General features: G+C 71.7%; 13 protein-coding genes. 4 read left to right on the top strand and 9 right to left on the bottom strand.

From position 1 onward, the window contains the following. Positions 1 to 9: 9 nt before the first annotated feature. Positions 10 to 627: an NBR1-Ig-like domain-containing protein gene (locus ACFFBG_RS14980; RefSeq protein WP_375480095.1), complete on the bottom strand. Its 618-nt coding sequence runs from the start codon at positions 625 to 627 to the stop codon at positions 10 to 12. Positions 628 to 872: 245 nt separating this feature from the next. Here ACFFBG_RS14980 and ACFFBG_RS14975 point away from each other — a divergent pair, with 245 nt between their 5' ends. Beyond that, positions 873 to 4,697 carry a helix-turn-helix domain-containing protein gene (locus ACFFBG_RS14975; RefSeq protein WP_375480093.1) on the top strand — a complete coding sequence of 1,275 codons (3,825 nt, stop codon included), beginning with the start codon at positions 873 to 875 and terminating at the stop codon, positions 4,695 to 4,697. Between the two features lie 16 nt (positions 4,698 to 4,713). Here the strand turns inward: ACFFBG_RS14975 and ACFFBG_RS14970 are convergent, their stop codons facing one another. The 8 genes from ACFFBG_RS14970 to ACFFBG_RS14935 all read right to left on the bottom strand — a co-directional run bounded on the left by ACFFBG_RS14970 (position 4,714) and on the right by ACFFBG_RS14935 (position 13,987). Continuing rightward, the gene (locus tag ACFFBG_RS14970; protein ID WP_375480091.1) at positions 4,714 to 5,790 is read right to left on the bottom strand and encodes an adenosine deaminase; all 1,077 of its coding nucleotides are present in this window, start codon (positions 5,788 to 5,790) and stop codon (positions 4,714 to 4,716) included. A gap of 97 nt (positions 5,791 to 5,887) precedes the next feature. Next, complete coding sequence (locus ACFFBG_RS14965; RefSeq protein ID WP_375480089.1) at positions 5,888 to 7,165, bottom strand: thymidine phosphorylase; 1,278 nt, start codon at positions 7,163 to 7,165, stop codon at positions 5,888 to 5,890. Further along, the gene (locus ACFFBG_RS14960; protein ID WP_375480087.1) at positions 7,158 to 7,562 is read right to left on the bottom strand and encodes a cytidine deaminase; all 405 of its coding nucleotides are present in this window, start codon (positions 7,560 to 7,562) and stop codon (positions 7,158 to 7,160) included. The genes ACFFBG_RS14965 and ACFFBG_RS14960 overlap by 8 nt, the downstream gene beginning before the upstream one ends. Positions 7,563 to 7,576: 14 nt before the next feature. Continuing rightward, positions 7,577 to 8,782, bottom strand: coding sequence for a cytochrome P450 (locus tag ACFFBG_RS14955; protein ID WP_375480085.1), 1,206 nt, complete (start codon positions 8,780 to 8,782; stop codon positions 7,577 to 7,579). Next, entirely contained in the window at positions 8,779 to 10,071 is a 1,293-nt protein-coding gene (locus ACFFBG_RS14950) for an ABC transporter permease (RefSeq protein WP_375480083.1), read from the bottom strand. The genes ACFFBG_RS14955 and ACFFBG_RS14950 overlap by 4 nt, the downstream gene beginning before the upstream one ends. Before the next feature lie 58 nt (positions 10,072 to 10,129). Beyond that, complete coding sequence (locus ACFFBG_RS14945) at positions 10,130 to 11,233, bottom strand: ABC transporter permease (protein ID WP_375480081.1); 1,104 nt, start codon at positions 11,231 to 11,233, stop codon at positions 10,130 to 10,132. Further along, complete coding sequence (locus ACFFBG_RS14940; RefSeq protein ID WP_375480079.1) at positions 11,230 to 12,816, bottom strand: ABC transporter ATP-binding protein; 1,587 nt, start codon at positions 12,814 to 12,816, stop codon at positions 11,230 to 11,232. The genes ACFFBG_RS14945 and ACFFBG_RS14940 overlap by 4 nt, the downstream gene beginning before the upstream one ends. 82 nt (positions 12,817 to 12,898) lie before the next feature. After that, complete coding sequence (locus ACFFBG_RS14935) at positions 12,899 to 13,987, bottom strand: BMP family protein (protein ID WP_375480077.1); 1,089 nt, start codon at positions 13,985 to 13,987, stop codon at positions 12,899 to 12,901. Between the two features lie 376 nt (positions 13,988 to 14,363). On the opposite strand from ACFFBG_RS14935, the gene sdhC reads away from it, so the two are divergent. From sdhC to ACFFBG_RS14920, 3 genes are all read left to right on the top strand, one after another. Then, positions 14,364 to 14,798: a succinate dehydrogenase, cytochrome b556 subunit gene (sdhC, locus tag ACFFBG_RS14930; RefSeq protein ID WP_375480075.1), complete on the top strand. Its 435-nt coding sequence runs from the start codon at positions 14,364 to 14,366 to the stop codon at positions 14,796 to 14,798. After that, on the top strand, positions 14,798 to 15,235 hold the full coding sequence (locus ACFFBG_RS14925; RefSeq protein ID WP_375480073.1) for a succinate dehydrogenase hydrophobic membrane anchor subunit: 438 nt from the start codon (positions 14,798 to 14,800) through the stop codon (positions 15,233 to 15,235). Before sdhC ends, ACFFBG_RS14925 begins: the two co-directional genes overlap by 1 nt. A 79-nt stretch (positions 15,236 to 15,314) precedes the next feature. Next, positions 15,315 to 15,599 (top strand): FAD-binding protein (locus ACFFBG_RS14920; protein ID WP_375480071.1); only part of this gene is annotated, 285 nt, incomplete at its 3' end.

The following is a 15,599-nucleotide window of genomic DNA, read 5'->3' as shown; positions in this document are numbered from 1 at the left end:
CGAGCTCGCTCACCACCCGCTGACGACGACCACCGCCAGCAGCGCTGCGGAGCCGCGCCGCCGGCCGCGGTCGTCGACCACGTCCCAGTACGCGGCGAACGTGCCGCAATGGGCTGGCGCGCGCATCGTCACGCGGACGTCCACCCGGGCGCCGGGCGGGCATTCCTCGATCGGCACCGACGCTGCGCTGGTCAACATCCGGACTGCGCCGTGCGCCCCCACCCGGCGCACAGCACGGTCCCGCCACGATTCCCTTCCTGTGTTGCGCAACGTCCAGCCCGCCTCGAACGGCGCGCCGGCGGTCACCCGGACGCCATTGGCGAGCAGCTGCCCGTCGACGACCACGTCGGGTGCTGCTGTCGGCGGCGGCGGGTCGGCGGCAAGCGGACCGGACGAGTGCGCCGTCCGCGCCTCGGCGTACATCGACAACAGCAAGCCGTCGCCGCCGAGGTGCGTGTCGTACCACTCGACCAACGAGCGGTTCGGCCGGGACTTGCCGGTCTCGATCTGCGACAGCGTGCCTCGGCCGCGGCCGGTCGCCGCCTCCGTCTGGCGCAGCGACACCCCCGCATTGGTCCGGAGCAGACGCATGCTGGCGCTCAGCTCGGCCCAGATCTCGCGGGTCACCGTGATTCGCGCGCAGCGTGGGCTGCCGCCGGAGCACGCCCGTCGGGCGACGACACCATCCCGCTCCTCCGGCAGCTACCCCGGCGGCCCCTCCCCCGGTGCATCGACTATCGCCGGTCGACGAGCTGCTTAGCGCCGATCCGCACGATCCCGTACGAGTCCGTACGCGGCCCGTTGGTCCCGCGCCCAGCCGGCGCCGCCGTCCTAAGATTGACGAGCAACTCTAGGGACTTGGTGGGGGCCCCGTGTCGTCTGCGTTCGCGCGCGATCCGAACGAGATCGCCAGCCGTGCCGACTTCGCGCAGGCTCTGTCGGAGCTGCGCGAACGCGCGCATCTGAGCGTGCGCCAGCTGGCCCGCCGCATCGGCATCCCGCCCGGCACGCTGGGCGACTACTTCAGCGGGCGACACCTGCCGTCGCCTGCGCAGGTCCCGCAGCTGCGACGCTTGCTCGCCGAGTGCGGGGTCGACACCGAAATCCAACAGGACGCCTGGCTGGACGCGCTGCGCCGGGTGCGCTCCGCCACCGCGCGGCGCGCCGGGAAGGCGGCGAACCCGTACCCGGGATTGCGCCCGTTCGACTCCACCGACGCCGACGTGTTCTTCGGTCGGGATGCCGACACCGCCGAGATCGTGCGACTGCTCGCCGGACTGCTGTCCGAGCCCGGGCTGCCATCCACCGGCCTGCTGGTCGTGGTCGGCGCATCCGGGTCGGGCAAGTCGTCGTTGCTGCGCGCTGGCGTGCTGCCCGCGGTGCGCGCCGGCGCCCTCGGCGCCGAAATGACCGGCGCGGTGATCACCCCGGGCCGAGACCTCGCCGTGCCGACGACGCCGCAGCTGCTCGTCGTCGACCAACTCGAAGAGGTCTTCTCCGCCGAGGTGCCCGAGGAGGACAGAGCGAATTTCTTCCGTCAGATCACCCAGCGGCCGAGCGGCACGCTCACCGTGGTGGCGCTGCGCGCCGACTTCTATCCTGCGGCGATGCGTGAGCCGGCGCTGCTGCCGGCGTTGCAACACGCCCAAGTGCTGCTGGCGCCGCTGACCCCCGCCGATGTCCGCTCGGCCATCGTCGAACCCGCCCGCCGCCGCGACGCCACGGTCGAACCCGGCCTCGTCGACCTGCTGGTCGCGGCGCTGCGTCCCCACGAGCTCCATCCCCAAGAGCAGACACAGCTCGGCCATGACCCAGGCGCCCTGCCGCTGCTCAACCACTGCCTGCACGAGGCGTGGGAACACTGCGACGGCACGACGGTGACCGTCGCGGACTACCAGGCGTCCGGCGGCATCGAGGGCTCGGTGCAACAAGCGGCCGAACAGGCGTACCGGTCCCTTGACGCTGCTCAGCAGGCACTCGCCCGCGGGTTGTTCCTGCGCCTCGTGAACGTCGAGCGCGACATCGTCGCCACCCGACGGCGCCTGCCACGCGCCGAGCTGGACGCGCTCGGCGAGCCGGATCGCGAGCGGCTCGCCGCGGTCCTGGACACGTTCGTCGGCAGCCGGCTCATCGCCGTCGACGCGTCGTCGGCGCAGCTGACGCACGAGGCGTTGATCACCGCCTGGCCGCGGCTGCGGCTGTGGCTCGAGGACAACCACGCCGGCCAGCAGATGCACCGGCAGCTGACCAACGCGGCCAACGAGTGGGCCGACGCCGGCCGCGACGACGGCGCGCTGCTGCGCGGCGGCCGGCTGGCCGGAGTCGCCGAGTGGGCGGCCGACCAGTCACACGCCGACGAGCTCAACCCGCGCGAACGCGATTTCCTGCAGACCAGCCTCGACGCCGAGCTGCGCGAGCGGCAAACCGTGGCCAGCCGGGCCCGCCGACTGCGCCGGCTGCTCGCCGCGTGCGTCGTGCTCGCACTGGTCGCCGCGGGGCTCGCCGCCTACGCGTGGACTGCGCGCTCCAGCGCGGACCGCGCTCGGCTCGCCGCCTCGAACGCCCGCGACGACGCGCTGTCGCGCCAGGTGGCGATCGAGGCGCAGCAGCTCGCCGGGACCGATCCCGCGCTGGCACAGCAGCTCGCGGTCGCCGCCTACCGGATCGCGCCGACCGACGAGGCGCGCGGCACGCTGATCGCGTCCTCCGACGTCGCGCCGATCACCCGCGTGCTGGGTCGACCGGGGCCAACTCCGCTCGCCGTGTCGGCCGCCCGCTCGCTGATCGCGGTCGGCCGCGCCGACGACGGCTCCGTTCACCTGTATCGCGCGCACGCCGGCAGCCGGCCGACCCCCGCGGGCGTGGCGCCGGGACGGCGACCGGCCAAGCAACTCTTCGCGCTGGCGTTCACGCCGAACGGCCGGGTGCTCGTGACGGCCGGCCAGCCGAGCACCGTCGACTTCTGGGACGTGGCGGGCGACCACCCGGCGCTGCTGGCCGCGGCGCCGACCGGCGTCACCGCCGGGACGGCCGTGCAGGCCGTCGCGATCAGCCCCGACGGGCGGCGGCTCGCGGTTGCCGGCGAAGGCGCGCAGCCGTTGCAGCTGTGGGACATCAGCCGACCCGGCTCGCCCAAGCGACTGCCTCCGCCGGTCGGCATTCCCGCGAAGACGATCTTGAAGGCCGTCGAATTCAGCCCGGACGGCCGGCAACTCGCCGCCGGCGCCGACTCCGGCGACGTGCTGCGCTGGCCGGTTCTCGACGACGCGCCGACGGGCCCGCCGGCGGTGGCCAACCGGTCGCGCACGGTGAACGCGCTGGCCTTCACCCCGGACAGCGCGACACTGTTCGCCGGCGACACCGGCGGCGTGATCACCGGCTATCGGCGCGGCACAACGCTCGTCGCCACGCAGACCCTGCGCAACCCCTCCGGGGCGCAGATCAACGTCCTGCTCGCGTCGCCGCGGGGCGGCTTGCTGTTCGCCGGCAGTTCCGACGACACCGTGTCGCAGTGGGACCTGGCCGATGGCACACAGGTCGCGACCACGCCCAACCCCGGCCCGGTCACCGGCCTTGCCACGAGCCGCGGCGGCACGACCCTGCTCGACACCGCCGCAGACGGCGCGCTGCGGCTCACCCGGACGACGCAGCCGGCGCTGCCGGTGGCGGGCACCGTGTTCAGCACCGACTTCGACGCCGACGGCGACCGGCTCGCCGTGGTGCACAACGGGCCGGGCGCGGCTCTGCAGCTATGGGACGTCCGCGCGCCGGAGCAGCCGAAACGACTCGGTCCGCAGGTCGAGATGGCGCGCGGGATCGCGCCGACGGACGGCACCGGCGCGATCTCGCCGGACGGCGAAGTGGTCGCGATCGGCGATGGCGACGGCTACCTCGAGCTGTGCGACGAGACGACGCCCGCGCAACCCCGGCCGCTGGGCCGGCCCTTCCGCGCCGCGGCGGGGCTCGTCGAGTCGGTCGCGTTCAGCCCGGACGGCAAGCTGCTCGCCGTCGGCGCCGACGACCACTCGGCGCATCTGTGGGACGTCGCCGATCCGGCCCACCCGGTGCAACTGGCCTCGTTGCGCGGCGGCGACCTCATGCTGGCTGTCGCGTTCGGCGACCACGGCGACCTGCTTGCCGGGGGAAACGCCGACAAGAGCGTGCGGATCTGGAACATCGCCGACCCGCGGCGCCCGCGCCTGCTGTCGACGCTGCGTGGCCCGGCCAGCTACATCTACGGAGTCGCGTTCAGTCCGAACAGCCGGGTGCTCGCCGCGACCAGCGCCGATCAGCTCACCCGGCTGTGGGATGTGGCGACACCGTCGCGACCGCGCGCGCTCGGGCAGCCGCTGGGCGGGCCGAACGACTACGTCAACGCGCCGTCGTTCTCCCCTGACGGGCGGCTGCTCGCGGTCGGCAGCAACGACCACACGGTGTGGCTGTACGACGTGGCGGACCCGGCGCACGCGACCTCGCTCGCCACGCTGCGCGGCATCGACGGCAACGTCTTCGCGACCGCGTTCAGCCCGGACGGGCGCACGCTCGCCGCCGGCGGGCGGTCCGCCAACGTGCTGCTGTGGACGGTCAACCCGGCGACCGACATCGCGAACGTCTGCCGGGCCGCAGGCGACCCGATCACCCGAGCGGAGTGGCGGCGCTTCGCGCCCGGCGCGCCCTATCGCGACCCGTGCCGCTGAAACGGCCGGCACGTCGTCAGGCGGCCAGCGCGGCGTACCCCGGTTTGATCACTGAGTTGATGATGTCGAGCCGTTCGTCGAAAGGCAGGAACGCGCTCTTCATGGCGTTGATGGTGAACCACTGCAGGTCCGCCCACTGGTAGCCGAACGCCTCGCTCAGCAGCGTCATCTCCCGGGTCATCGAGGTGCCGCTCATCAACCGGTTGTCGGTGTTGACGGTGACTCGGAACTGCAGCCGGCGGAGCAGGCCGATCGGATGCTCGGCGATCGACTTCGCGGCGCCGGTCTGCACATTGGAGGACGGGCACATCTCCAGCGGGATGCGCTTGTCCCGCACGTACTGGGCCAGCCGGCCGAGGCGGCCGCCGGCGGTGATGTCGTCGACAATCCGCACCCCGTGGCCAAGCCGGTCCGTGCCGCACCACTGGATCGCCTCCCAGATCGACGGCAGCCCGAACGCCTCGCCGGCGTGGATCGTGAAGTGCGCGTTCTCCCGGCGCAAGTACTCGAAGGCGTCGAGGTGCCGAGACGGCGGGAAGCCGGCCTCGGCGCCGGCGATGTCGAAGCCGACCACGCCGGCATCGCGGTAGCGCACCGCGAGCTCGGCGATCTCCCGCGACCGCGCGGCGTGTCGCATCGCGGTGACGATCGCGCCGACGCGCACGGTATGGCCGGCAGCCGCGGCGATTGCTTCGCCCTCGCGGAAGCCGGCCACCACCGCCTCGACCACCTGCTCGAGGCTGAGGCCGCCGTCGACGTGCAGCTCGGGCGCCCAGCGCACCTCGGCGTAGACGACGCCGTCCGCGGCGAGGTCCTCGACGCACTCGCGCGCGACCCGCGACACCCCTTCGATCGTCTGCATGACGGCGACGGTGTGCGCGAACGTCTCGAGGTAGCGCTCGAGAGAGCCGGAGTCGCTGGCCTCGCGGAACCAGTGCGCCAGGCCTGCGGCATCGTGTGCCGGCAGCGCGCGATAGCCGATGCGGTCGGCGAGTTCGAGCACGGTTTCTGGGCGCAGGCCGCCGTCGAGGTGGTCGTGCAGCAGCACCTTGGGGGCACGGCGGATCGAGTCGGCATCGAGCGGAGCAGGCATGGACCCAACGTTATCGCCGGCCGCCGACCCCTGCCTTGGTGCCTGCCATGGTCGTGTTCTCGGCCCAGAACCCGACCACCGCAGGCGCCAAGGCGGGTCAGGAGATGCGGTCGAGGATGAGCGGGGTCGGCGCCAGGGCCGCGCCGCCGATGTCCCAGGCGTCGTCGAGGGCGGCGAGCGCGCGGTCGAAGCGCGCCGGGTCGTCGGCGTGCAGCTCCAGCAGCGGCTGGCCGGCGCGCACCGCATCGCCCGGCTTGGCGTGCAGCACCACCCCGGCGCCGGCGGACACCGGGTCCTCCTTGCGCGCCCGCCCGGCGCCCAGCCGCCAGGCCGCGACGCCGACGGCCATCGCGTCCAGCCGGGTCAGCACGCCGGTCTCGGCCGCCGTCACGACGTGCGTCTCGCGCGCCGTCGGCAGCGGCGCGGCCGGGTCGCCGCCCTGCGCGGCGATCATCGCCCGCCACACGTCCATCGCCCGCCCGTCCCGCAGCGCGTCGGCGGGATCGGCGTCCACCCCGGCGCAGCTCAGCATCTCGCGGGCCAGCGCGAGCGTCAGCTCGACGACGTCCGGCGGGCCGCCGCCGGCGAGCACCTCGAGCGACTCGCGCACCTCCAGCGCGTTGCCGGCGCTCAGCCCGAGCGGCGTGGACATGTCGGTCAGCAGCGCGACGGTGCGCACGCCGTGCGCGGCGCCGAGCGCCACCATCGTCTGCGCCAGCTCGCGCGCGGAGTCGGCCGCCTTCATGAACGCGCCGGCGCCGACCTTCACGTCGAGCACCAGCGCGGACGAGCCCTCGGCGATCTTCTTGCTCATGATCGACGACGCGATCAGCGGAATCGACTCGACGGTGCCGGTGACGTCGCGCAGCGCGTACAGCTTGCGGTCGGCCGGCGCGAGCCCGTCGCCGGCCGCGCACACCACCGCGCCGACGTCGGACAGCTGCGCGAGGAACTCCGCGTTGGTCAGCGAGGCCCGCCAGCCGGGGATCGACTCGAGCTTGTCCAGCGTGCCGCCGGTGTGCCCGAGGCCGCGGCCGGACAGCTGCGGCACCGCCGCGCCGCACGCCGCGACGAGCGGGGCCAGCGGCAGGGTGATCTTGTCGCCGACCCCGCCGGTCGAGTGCTTGTCGACGGTCGGCCGGGTCACCGCGGAGAGGTCGAGCCGCTCGCCCGAGGCGATCATCGCCGCCGTCCAGCGGGCGGTCTCCGCGTCGGTCATGCCGTTGAGCAGGATCGCCATCGCGAGGGCGGCCATCTGCTCGTCGGCGACGTCGCCGCGGGTGTACGCGGCGATCACCCAGTCGATCTGCTCGTCGGACAGCGCCGCGCCGTCGCGTTTGGCGATGATGACGTCGACGGCGTCCTGCTCAGGCATCGCGGCCCAGGTTCTCGGGCCCGAACGCCTGCGGGAGCACGTCGGTCATCGGCTTGACGCCCTGCGGGGTGTCCAGCAGCAACTCAGCGCCGCCGTGCTCGTAGAGCAGCTGCCGGCAGCGCCCGCACGGCATCAGCGCCGCGCCGGCGCCGTCGACACAGGCGAAGGCGACGAGCCGGCCGCCGCCGGACGCGTGCAGCGCCGACACCAGTCCGCATTCGGCGCACAGCCCCACGCCGTAGGAGGCGTTCTCGACGTTGCAGCCGGACACCAACCGGCCGTCGTCGACGAGCGCGGCGGCGCCGACCGGGAAGTTCGAGTACGGCGCGTAGGCGTTCCCCATCGCTGCCACGGCCGCCGCGCGCAAGGCGGCCCAGTCGATCTCCCCGACGTCCATCCGCTCGCCCTTCGCTAGACCGTCACGAGCAGCGAGCGGACGCCGCGCAGCACGAACTCCGGCCGCCGGACCGGCGGCCGCGCCAGGGCCAATTTCGGGAAGCGGTTCAGCAGCGTGCCCAGCGACGCCTGCAGCTCGACCCGGGCCAGCGGCGCGCCCACGCAGAAGTGGATGCCCGCGCCGAAGCCGAGGTGCGGGTTGTCGGCGCGGGCGACGTCGAAGCGGTCCGGCTGGGCGAAGACGGCCGGGTCGCGATTGGCGGCGCCCAGCAGCGCCGCGATCTTCATACCCTGGGGTACGGTGACGCCGCCGATCACGGTGTCCGCGACCGCGGTGCGCTCGAACAGCTGCAGCGGCGCGTCGAAGCGGATCAGCTCCTCGACGGCCGTCGGCACGAGTCCGGGATCTGCGCGCACCGCCGCGAGCTGGTCCGGGTGCTGCAGCAGGGCGGCGACGCCGTTGCCGACGACGTTGACCGTCGCCTCGTGTCCGGCGTTCAGCAACAGCGTGCAGGTGGTGACGAGCTCGTCCTCGCTCAGCCGGCCGCCCTCGGCGTCGGTCTCGGCGATCAGCGAGGACACCAGGTCGTCGGCCGGCGCCCGACGGCGCACGGCGACCAGTTCGCGCAGGTAGTCGACGAACTCCTGCGACGCCGTCTCGGCCGCGGCGCGCTGCTGGTCGGTCACGGCGTACTCGTACATCTTGACGATCGCGTTCGACCAGGGCCGCAGCAGCGGCCAGTCCGACTCCGGCACGCCGAGCAGCTCGGCGATCACCTGCACCGGCAGCGGCTCGGCGTAATACGCCATCAGGTCCACCGGCGAGCCGTCGGCGCCGGCAGCCGCCACGTCGTCGGCGAGCCGGCCGGCCAGCTCGGCGATGCGCGGACGGAGCCGCTCGACGTGCCCGCGCGCGAACGCGCCGGCGACGAGCCTCCGCAGCCGGGTGTGCGTCGGCGGCTCGCTCTCGAGCAACGAGTTGACGTGGATGAGCTCGAAGGACGGCATCGGCTCGGACGGCCAGCGCGGCGCCCAGAGGCGGCCCAACGTGCGGACGCGCAGCACCGCGTTGGCGGCGGCGTGCGAGAACGTCAGCCACATGCCCGTGCGCTCATGCCATTGCACGGGCGCCACCGCGCGGGCGGCGGCAAAGCGCGGGTAGGGATCGGCGACGACGTCGGGCGAAGTCAGGTCGAGGTCGAGCGCGGGGTGCGCGCTCATGAGCCCTGCCCGCGGCGCCACGGCAAGCCGTCGGCGGCGGGCATGCGCAATCGTTGAGAGGCGAGCGCGAGCACGAACAGCGTGATGATCTGCGGGCTGTAGGTGGCGAACTCGTCCGGGATGCTGTCGGTCGTCAGATACCAGATCAACACCAGCGCGGCGAAGACGAGCGCGACGACGCCCTGCTTGACCCTGCGCCGGAACAGCGCGTAGGCCGCGACGAGGAACAGCACGATCGCGACGAGCAGCAGCAGCGCGTGCACCGTGGCGTCGGACGACTGCTGCTGCAGGCCGTCGGTGTAGCCGAACAGGGTCGAGCCGGCCGCCAGGCCGCCCGGGCGCCAGTTGCCGAAGATCATCGCGGCGAGGCCGATATAGCCGCGGCCGGCGGTCTGGCTCTCGTGGTAAACGCCGGTGTAGTCGACGAGGAACGCGCCGCCGAGCCCTGCCAGCAGGCCGGAGATGACCACGGCCGTCGTCTTCATCGTGTAGACCTTCACGCCGAGCGTCTCGGCCGCGGTGGGGTTCTCGCCGCACGAGCGCAGCCGCAGGCCGAACGGCGTCCGCCACAGCACGAACCACGTCACCGGGATCAACAGGATGGCGATGATCGTGAAGAGGTTCAGCGAGGTGACGACGCCGGCGAGCAGGCCGAAGAGGTCGGACACGAAGAACCAGTGGTGTCCCTCGATCTTCTGGAACTGCGAACCCGCGGAATGCCAGTTCAGCGTGCTGAAGGCGTCCACCTTCGGCGACTGCGTCGGGCCGCCGCCGGAGGACAGCGCCTTCTGGCTGGTGAAGACGATGCCCGACAGGTACTTGGTGACGCCGGGGGCGAGGATGTTCAGCGCCACGCCCGAGATGATCTGGTCGACGCCGAACCCGACGGTCGCGATCGCGTGCAGCACGCCGCCGATCAGGCCGCCGGTCAGCCCGCCGACGATCAGCATCCAAGGGCTGTGCGTCTGGTAGGCGAAGTCGGCGGCGAACCAGGTGCCCAGGATCATCTGGCCCTCGAGTCCGATGTTCACCACCCCGGCGCGCTCGGCCCAGAGGCCGCCGAGGCCGGCCAGCATGATCGGCACCGCGCTGTTGATCGCGGCGCCGAGCGCGCCGTCGGAGGTCAGGTCGTTCTTGCCGCTGATGACGCGGGTCAGGCTCAGCACGGCCAGCCCGAGCACCGCAGCCAGCACCAGCCGGGTGACCGTGCGGTTGGCGGTCGCGCGCCGCCGGTCGGCGCACAGCGGCGAGCCCGGCACTACCTCGGCGGAGGCGTCGCGCACCGTCATGTCGCGGAGTCCACGCGGAATCGTGCAGCGTTCTTTGCGCAGCGATTTCGTGGGGTGCTCATGCCGCGGCCTCCGTACCAGCAGGTATGGCACCGAGCTGGCGGCCGACCCGGTTCTGCTGGCGGCGCAGAGCATACCGGCGCACCAGCTCGTACGCGACGACGGCCGACAACACCACGACCCCCTCGGTGATCGACACGACGGACGTCGGGATGTTGCTGATCTGCAAGATGTTCGACGAGGTGTCCAGGAACGACCAGAGCAGCGCGGCGAACACGATGCCGAGCGGGTTGTTGCGTCCGAGCAGCGCGATCGCGATGCCGGTGAAGCCGATGCCGGACGGCGTGCTGAGCGAGTAGTTGTGCGCATCGCCCAGCAGCACCGGCATGTTCACCAGGCCGGCGACCGCGCCGGACAGCAGCATCGCGATCACCACCATGCGCTTGACGTTCACGCCGCTGGCCTGCGCCGCCGACGCCGAGCGCCCGGTCGCGCGCAGGTCGAATCCGAACCGGGTGCGCGTCACGAGCAGTTGGAACCCGACGCCGACGACGACCGCGAGGAACACGAGGCCGAAGACCTTGGTGTCCGCGCCCGGGATCAGCGGCAGGCCGCGCACCTGGCCCGAGCCGTCGATCGGCTTCGTGGTCAGGTCGTTGCCGTTGAGGACGCCGAGCCGTTTCGCGTTCAGCAGATACGCGATGACGCCCGTCGCCACGAAGTTCAACATGATGCTCGAGATGACCTCGCTGACGCCGCGGGTCACCTTCAGCACGCCGACGAGCCCGGCCCAGAACGAGCCGACGAGCATGGCGACGACGACGATCGCGAGCTGGTGGAGGCCATTGGGCAGCGCGACTTCGCCGCCGAAGGCCGCGGCGAGGATGGCGGCGAGTTGATACTGCCCGTCCACCCCGATGTTGAACAGGTTCATCCGGAACCCGATGGCCACCGCGATCGCCGACAGGTAGTACGTCGTCGCTTGGTTGATCGTCGCCGCGATCTGGTTCGCCTGGGTGCCGTAGTCGACCATCGTCGTCAGCGTCTTCCACGGCCCGTGGCCGGTGATCAGCAGCACGACAGACGTCACGAGGCCGGCGAAGACCAGCGCCACCAGGGCGGCGACGACGGCCAGGGCGAGGCGGTTCAGCCGCTCTCTCACGAGCCGTCCTCCTGCCCGCGGTCCGCGCCGGTCATCGCCGCGCCGAGCTCGGCCGGCGTCACATGCCGCGGATCCAGTTCGGCGACGAGCCGGCCGCGCAGGATCACCCGCAGCGTGTCCGACATGCCGACGAGCTCGTCCAGGTCGGCCGAGATCAGCAGCACCGCCAGGCCCTCGGCGCGCGCCGTGCGCAGCAGGTCCCAGATCGCCGCCTGCGCGCCGACGTCCACGCCGCGGGTGGGGTGCGAGGCGATCAGCACGGTGGGGTGCGAGCTCATCTCGCGTCCGACGATCAGCTTCTGCTGGTTGCCGCCGGACAGTGACGCGGCGGTGACGTCGATGCCGGGTGTCCGGACGTCGTACTCGTCGACGATCCGCTCGGTGTCGCGCTTGGCCGCCCGAATGTCGATCAGCGGGCCGCGGGCGTTCGGCTTCTCGGTCTGGTGGCCGAGGATGCGGTTCTCCCACAGCGGCGCCTCGAGCAGCAGGCCCTGCCGGTGCCGGTCCTCGGGGATGTAGCCGACGCCCGCCTCGCGTCGGCGGCGGGTGCCCCAGCCGGTGATGTCCTTCCCGCCGAGCAGGATCGAGCCGGCCGCGACGGGCCGCAGCGCGAGGATCGCCTCGACGAGCTCGGCCTGCCCGTTGCCCTCGACGCCGGCGATGCCGACGATCTCGCCACGCCGCAGCTCCAGGTCGATGTCGGCCAGCAGCGGGCGGCCGTCCGCGTCGCGCACCGTCAGACCGCGCACAGCGAGCTGCACGGTGTCGGTGACCGTCGACTCGCGCAGCTCCGGCACCGGCAGCGACGAGCCGACCATCAGCTCGGCCAGCTGGCGGGCGGTGGTCTGCTCCGGGTCGACGGTGCGCACGGTCGTCCCGCGCCGGATGACGGTGATGGCGTCGGCGACGGCGAGCACCTCGTCGAGCTTGTGCGAGATGAACAGCACGGTCAGGCCCTCGGACTTCAGCTCGCGCAGGTTGCCGAACAGCTCGTCGACCTCCTGCGGCACGAGCACCGCGGTCGGCTCGTCCAGGATGAGGATCTTGGCCCCGCGGTAGAGCACCTTGCAGATCTCGACGCGCTGCCGGTCGCCGACGCCGAGCGCCTCGACGAGGACGTCCGGCCGAAGGCCGAGACCGTAGGAGTCGGAGATCTCCATGATCCGGCGACGGGCGGCGCGCTTGTTCAGGATGCCGCCGCGGCTGGGCTCGGCGCCGAGCACGATGTTCTCGAGCACGCTGAGGTTGTCGGCGAGCATGAAGTGCTGGTGCACCATGCCGATGCCTGCGGCGATCGCGTCGGCCGGCGAGGAGAACGTCATCTGCCGGCCGTCGACCTCGATCGAACCCTCGTCCGGCCGGTGCATGCCGTAGAGCGTCTTCATCAGCGTCGATTTGCCGGCGCCGTTCTCGCCGACGATCGCGTGGACAGTGCCGCGGGCGACGGTGATGTCGATGTCGGAGTTCGCGACGACGCCCGGGTAGCGCTTCGTGATGCCCCGCAGGGCGACGGCCGGCGCGGGCCCCCCGACGTCGGCCGGCGCACCGCTGTCGGGCGCCGGTGCGGGCTGCGCTGCGACCATGCGGTGTGCACCCCTTCACCGGAACGAGCAGCGGGCCGGGACGACGCTACCGCGCCGTCCCGGACCGCCTCGAGCAGTCGGCTCAGATGGTGGTCGGCACCGTGATCTGGCCGCTGATGATCTCCTTCTTGTACTTTTCGATCGTCGCCTCGTACGGCTTGAGCTTCGGGTTCGACGTCGCGTAGCCGACGCCGTTGTCCTTCAGGCTGAACCGCGTGGAGCCAGCCTTGAACTGGCCCTTCACGTCTTGGCTGATGAAGTCGTACACCGCGGTGTCGACGCCTTTCAGCGCAGAGGTGAGGATCAGGCTCTTCTCGTCCGCGGGCGCGGTCTGGTACTGGTCGGAGTCGACGCCGATCGCCAGCTTGTCGACCTGCTTGGCGGCGTCGAACAGACCGGCCCCGGAGCCGCCCGCCGCGTGGTACACGACGTCGGCGCCGTTCTGGTACATGCCCAGCGCGGTCGTCTTGCCCTTGGCCGGGTCGCCGAAGCCGCCGAAGTCCGGCGGCTGGGTCAGGTACTTGACCTGGATCTTGATCGACTTGTTGACGGCGTGCACACCCGCCTGGAAGCCCGCCTGGAACTTCTGGATCAGCGGCTCGTTGACGCCGCCGATGAAGCCGACGTTCTTCGTCTTGGTGGCCAGCGCCGCGGCCACTCCGACGAGGAAGGAGCTCTCGTTCTCGGTGAACAGCAGGCATTCGACGTTCGGCTGCGCCGTGCTGCCGGTGCAGTTCGCGTCGTCGTCGATGATCGCGAAGTGCACCTTCGGGAACTTCGGCACGACCTTGCCGACCGCGGTCGAGTACGCGAAGCCGACGGCGACCACCGGGTTGTATCCCGATGTCGCCAGCAGCGTCAGCCTGTCCTCCTTGGACTGCTCGCTCTCGCCCTGAGTCGCCGCGAGCTCCTTGGTCTGCACGCCGAGGGTGGTCTTCGCCTTGTCGAGCCCGGCTGCGGCGAGGTCGTTGAACGACTTGTCGCCGCGGCCGCCGACGTCGTAGGCCATGCCCACCTTGACGCTGGCGGCGCTGCTGGACGACGAACCGCCGCTGGACGACGAGCTGCCGCCCCCGGCCGGCGCCGAGCTGCTCGAGCCGCCGCCCCCGCCGCTGCTGCCACAGGCCGCGAGCGCGAATGCCGCGCTCACCGCAAGGGCGCCCAACTTCATCCCACGCAGTGCGCGCAAGACATTCCCCTCTCGCTTCGGTCATGGTTCGCGGACGCGCCGGACGCGATGCCGCGTCGGCGGGGTTCGCCCGTGATGGGAGCACCGTAATACCTCGCCGTGGGCCGCCCCGCCCGGTCACCTGGTCGACACCAGATCGTTGCCGGCCGCGGCAGGCCGTTGGGATGTGATGTCCGCTGCCTCACACCTCGGTCGATGTCGCGCAGATGTGCGCACGACTAACATTCGATTACGCGCACCCGCCCGCCAGACCACCGGCTCCTCGAGGCGCGAAACCTGGAGGTAGTTGCCGCGTGACCGAGCTTGCGAGGTCACCAATGTGGCCAGCACGCCGTCACCGCCCGACGAAGGAGGGCGCGTGACCGCCGCGCCAAGCCTGCCCAATACGAAGCCGGCCCAGCACAAGACCCGGCTGACCGGCTCGTTGTACCGCGGCCGCGAAGGCATGTGGTCGTGGGTCGCGCATCGCATCACCGGCGTGCTGACGTTCTTCTTCCTGTTCGCGCACGTGCTGGACACCGCGCTGGTGCGGGTGTCGCCGGAGTCCTACGACAAAGTCATCGACACGTACAAGAACCCCTTCGTCAACCTGATGGAAATCGGGCTGGTCGGCGCGGTGCTGTTCCACGCGCTGAACGGGCTGCGGATCATCGCGTTGGACTTCTGGTGGAAGGGCACGCGCTACCAGCGCCCGATGCTCTGGGCGATCGTGCTCGTCTGGGTCGTGGTGATGGTGCCGGGCGCCTACTTCATGTTCCAGCACTCCTTCGAGCAGCTGTTCGGGAGCAAGTGATGAGCTCGATGAACTCGCCGATCCCGCCGGTGATCGAAGCGCCGAGATCGGCGCCGCTGCAGCCGCGGCGCGGGCGCACCAACACCGAGATGTACGCGTGGCTGTTCATGCGGATCTCCGGCGTCGTGCTGGTGTTCCTGGTGCTCGGGCACCTGTTCATCATGAACATCCTCGACGGCGGCGTGCAGCGGTTGAACTGGGGCTTCGTGGCCGGCCGGTGGGCGTCACCGTTCTGGCAGGTATGGGACCTGCTGATGCTCTGGCTCGCCATGCTGCACGGGACGAACGGGCTGCGGACGATCATCAACGACTACACCCGGCGCGACGGCACCCGCGTCGCGCTCAAGGGCGTCCTCTACACGGCCACGACGGTCACCGTGCTGCTCGGCACGCTGGTGATCTTCACCTTCGACCCGAACCTCGGCGCCGGCTCATGACCATTCCACCCGCGGCGTCCCTCCGCTCCGCTCCTCGGGCCCTGGGGGGCCCTGCGATGCTCGCGGAGGACCGCCGCTCATGACAATCCACCGGCATTCCTACGACGTCGTCATCGTCGGCGCGGGCGGCGCCGGCATGCGCGCGGCGCTCGAGTCCTCGGCGCGGGTGCGCACCGCCGTCCTCACCAAGCTCTACCCCACCCGGTCGCACACCGGCGCGGCGCAGGGCGGCATGTGCGCCGCCCTCGCCAACGTCGAGGAGGACAACTGGGAGTGGCACACCTTCGACACCGTCAAGGGCGGCGACTACCTCGTCGACCAGGACGCCGCCGAGGTGATGTGCAAGGAGGCCATCGACGCGGTC

The sequence above is a fragment of the uncultured Jatrophihabitans sp. genome, from assembly GCF_964251945.1.
In the GTDB taxonomy this organism is placed as follows: domain Bacteria; phylum Actinomycetota; class Actinomycetes; order Mycobacteriales; family Jatrophihabitantaceae; genus Jatrophihabitans.
Note: the sequence above shows the minus strand (reverse complement) of the source record. Positions and strands in the feature narration are given on the sequence as shown.

Bases quoted from the DNA above. Each gene is read 5' to 3' on its own strand.
- ACFFBG_RS14965 (WP_375480089.1), bottom strand. From the start codon at position 7,165: ATGCCTGAGCAGGACGCCGTCGACGTCATCATCGCCAAACGCGACGGC.
- ACFFBG_RS14935 (WP_375480077.1), bottom strand. From the start codon at position 13,987: ATGAAGTTGGGCGCCCTTGCGGTGAGCGCGGCATTCGCGCTCGCGGCC.
- ACFFBG_RS14970 (WP_375480091.1), bottom strand. From the start codon at position 5,790: ATGCCTGCTCCGCTCGATGCCGACTCGATCCGCCGTGCCCCCAAGGTG.
- ACFFBG_RS14925 (WP_375480073.1), top strand. From the start codon at position 14,798: ATGAGCTCGATGAACTCGCCGATCCCGCCGGTGATCGAAGCGCCGAGA.
- ACFFBG_RS14940 (WP_375480079.1), bottom strand. From the start codon at position 12,816: ATGGTCGCAGCGCAGCCCGCACCGGCGCCCGACAGCGGTGCGCCGGCC.
- ACFFBG_RS14955 (WP_375480085.1), bottom strand. From the start codon at position 8,782: ATGAGCGCGCACCCCGCGCTCGACCTCGACCTGACTTCGCCCGACGTC.
- ACFFBG_RS14960 (WP_375480087.1), bottom strand. From the start codon at position 7,562: ATGGACGTCGGGGAGATCGACTGGGCCGCCTTGCGCGCGGCGGCCGTG.
- ACFFBG_RS14950 (WP_375480083.1), bottom strand. From the start codon at position 10,071: ATGACGGTGCGCGACGCCTCCGCCGAGGTAGTGCCGGGCTCGCCGCTG.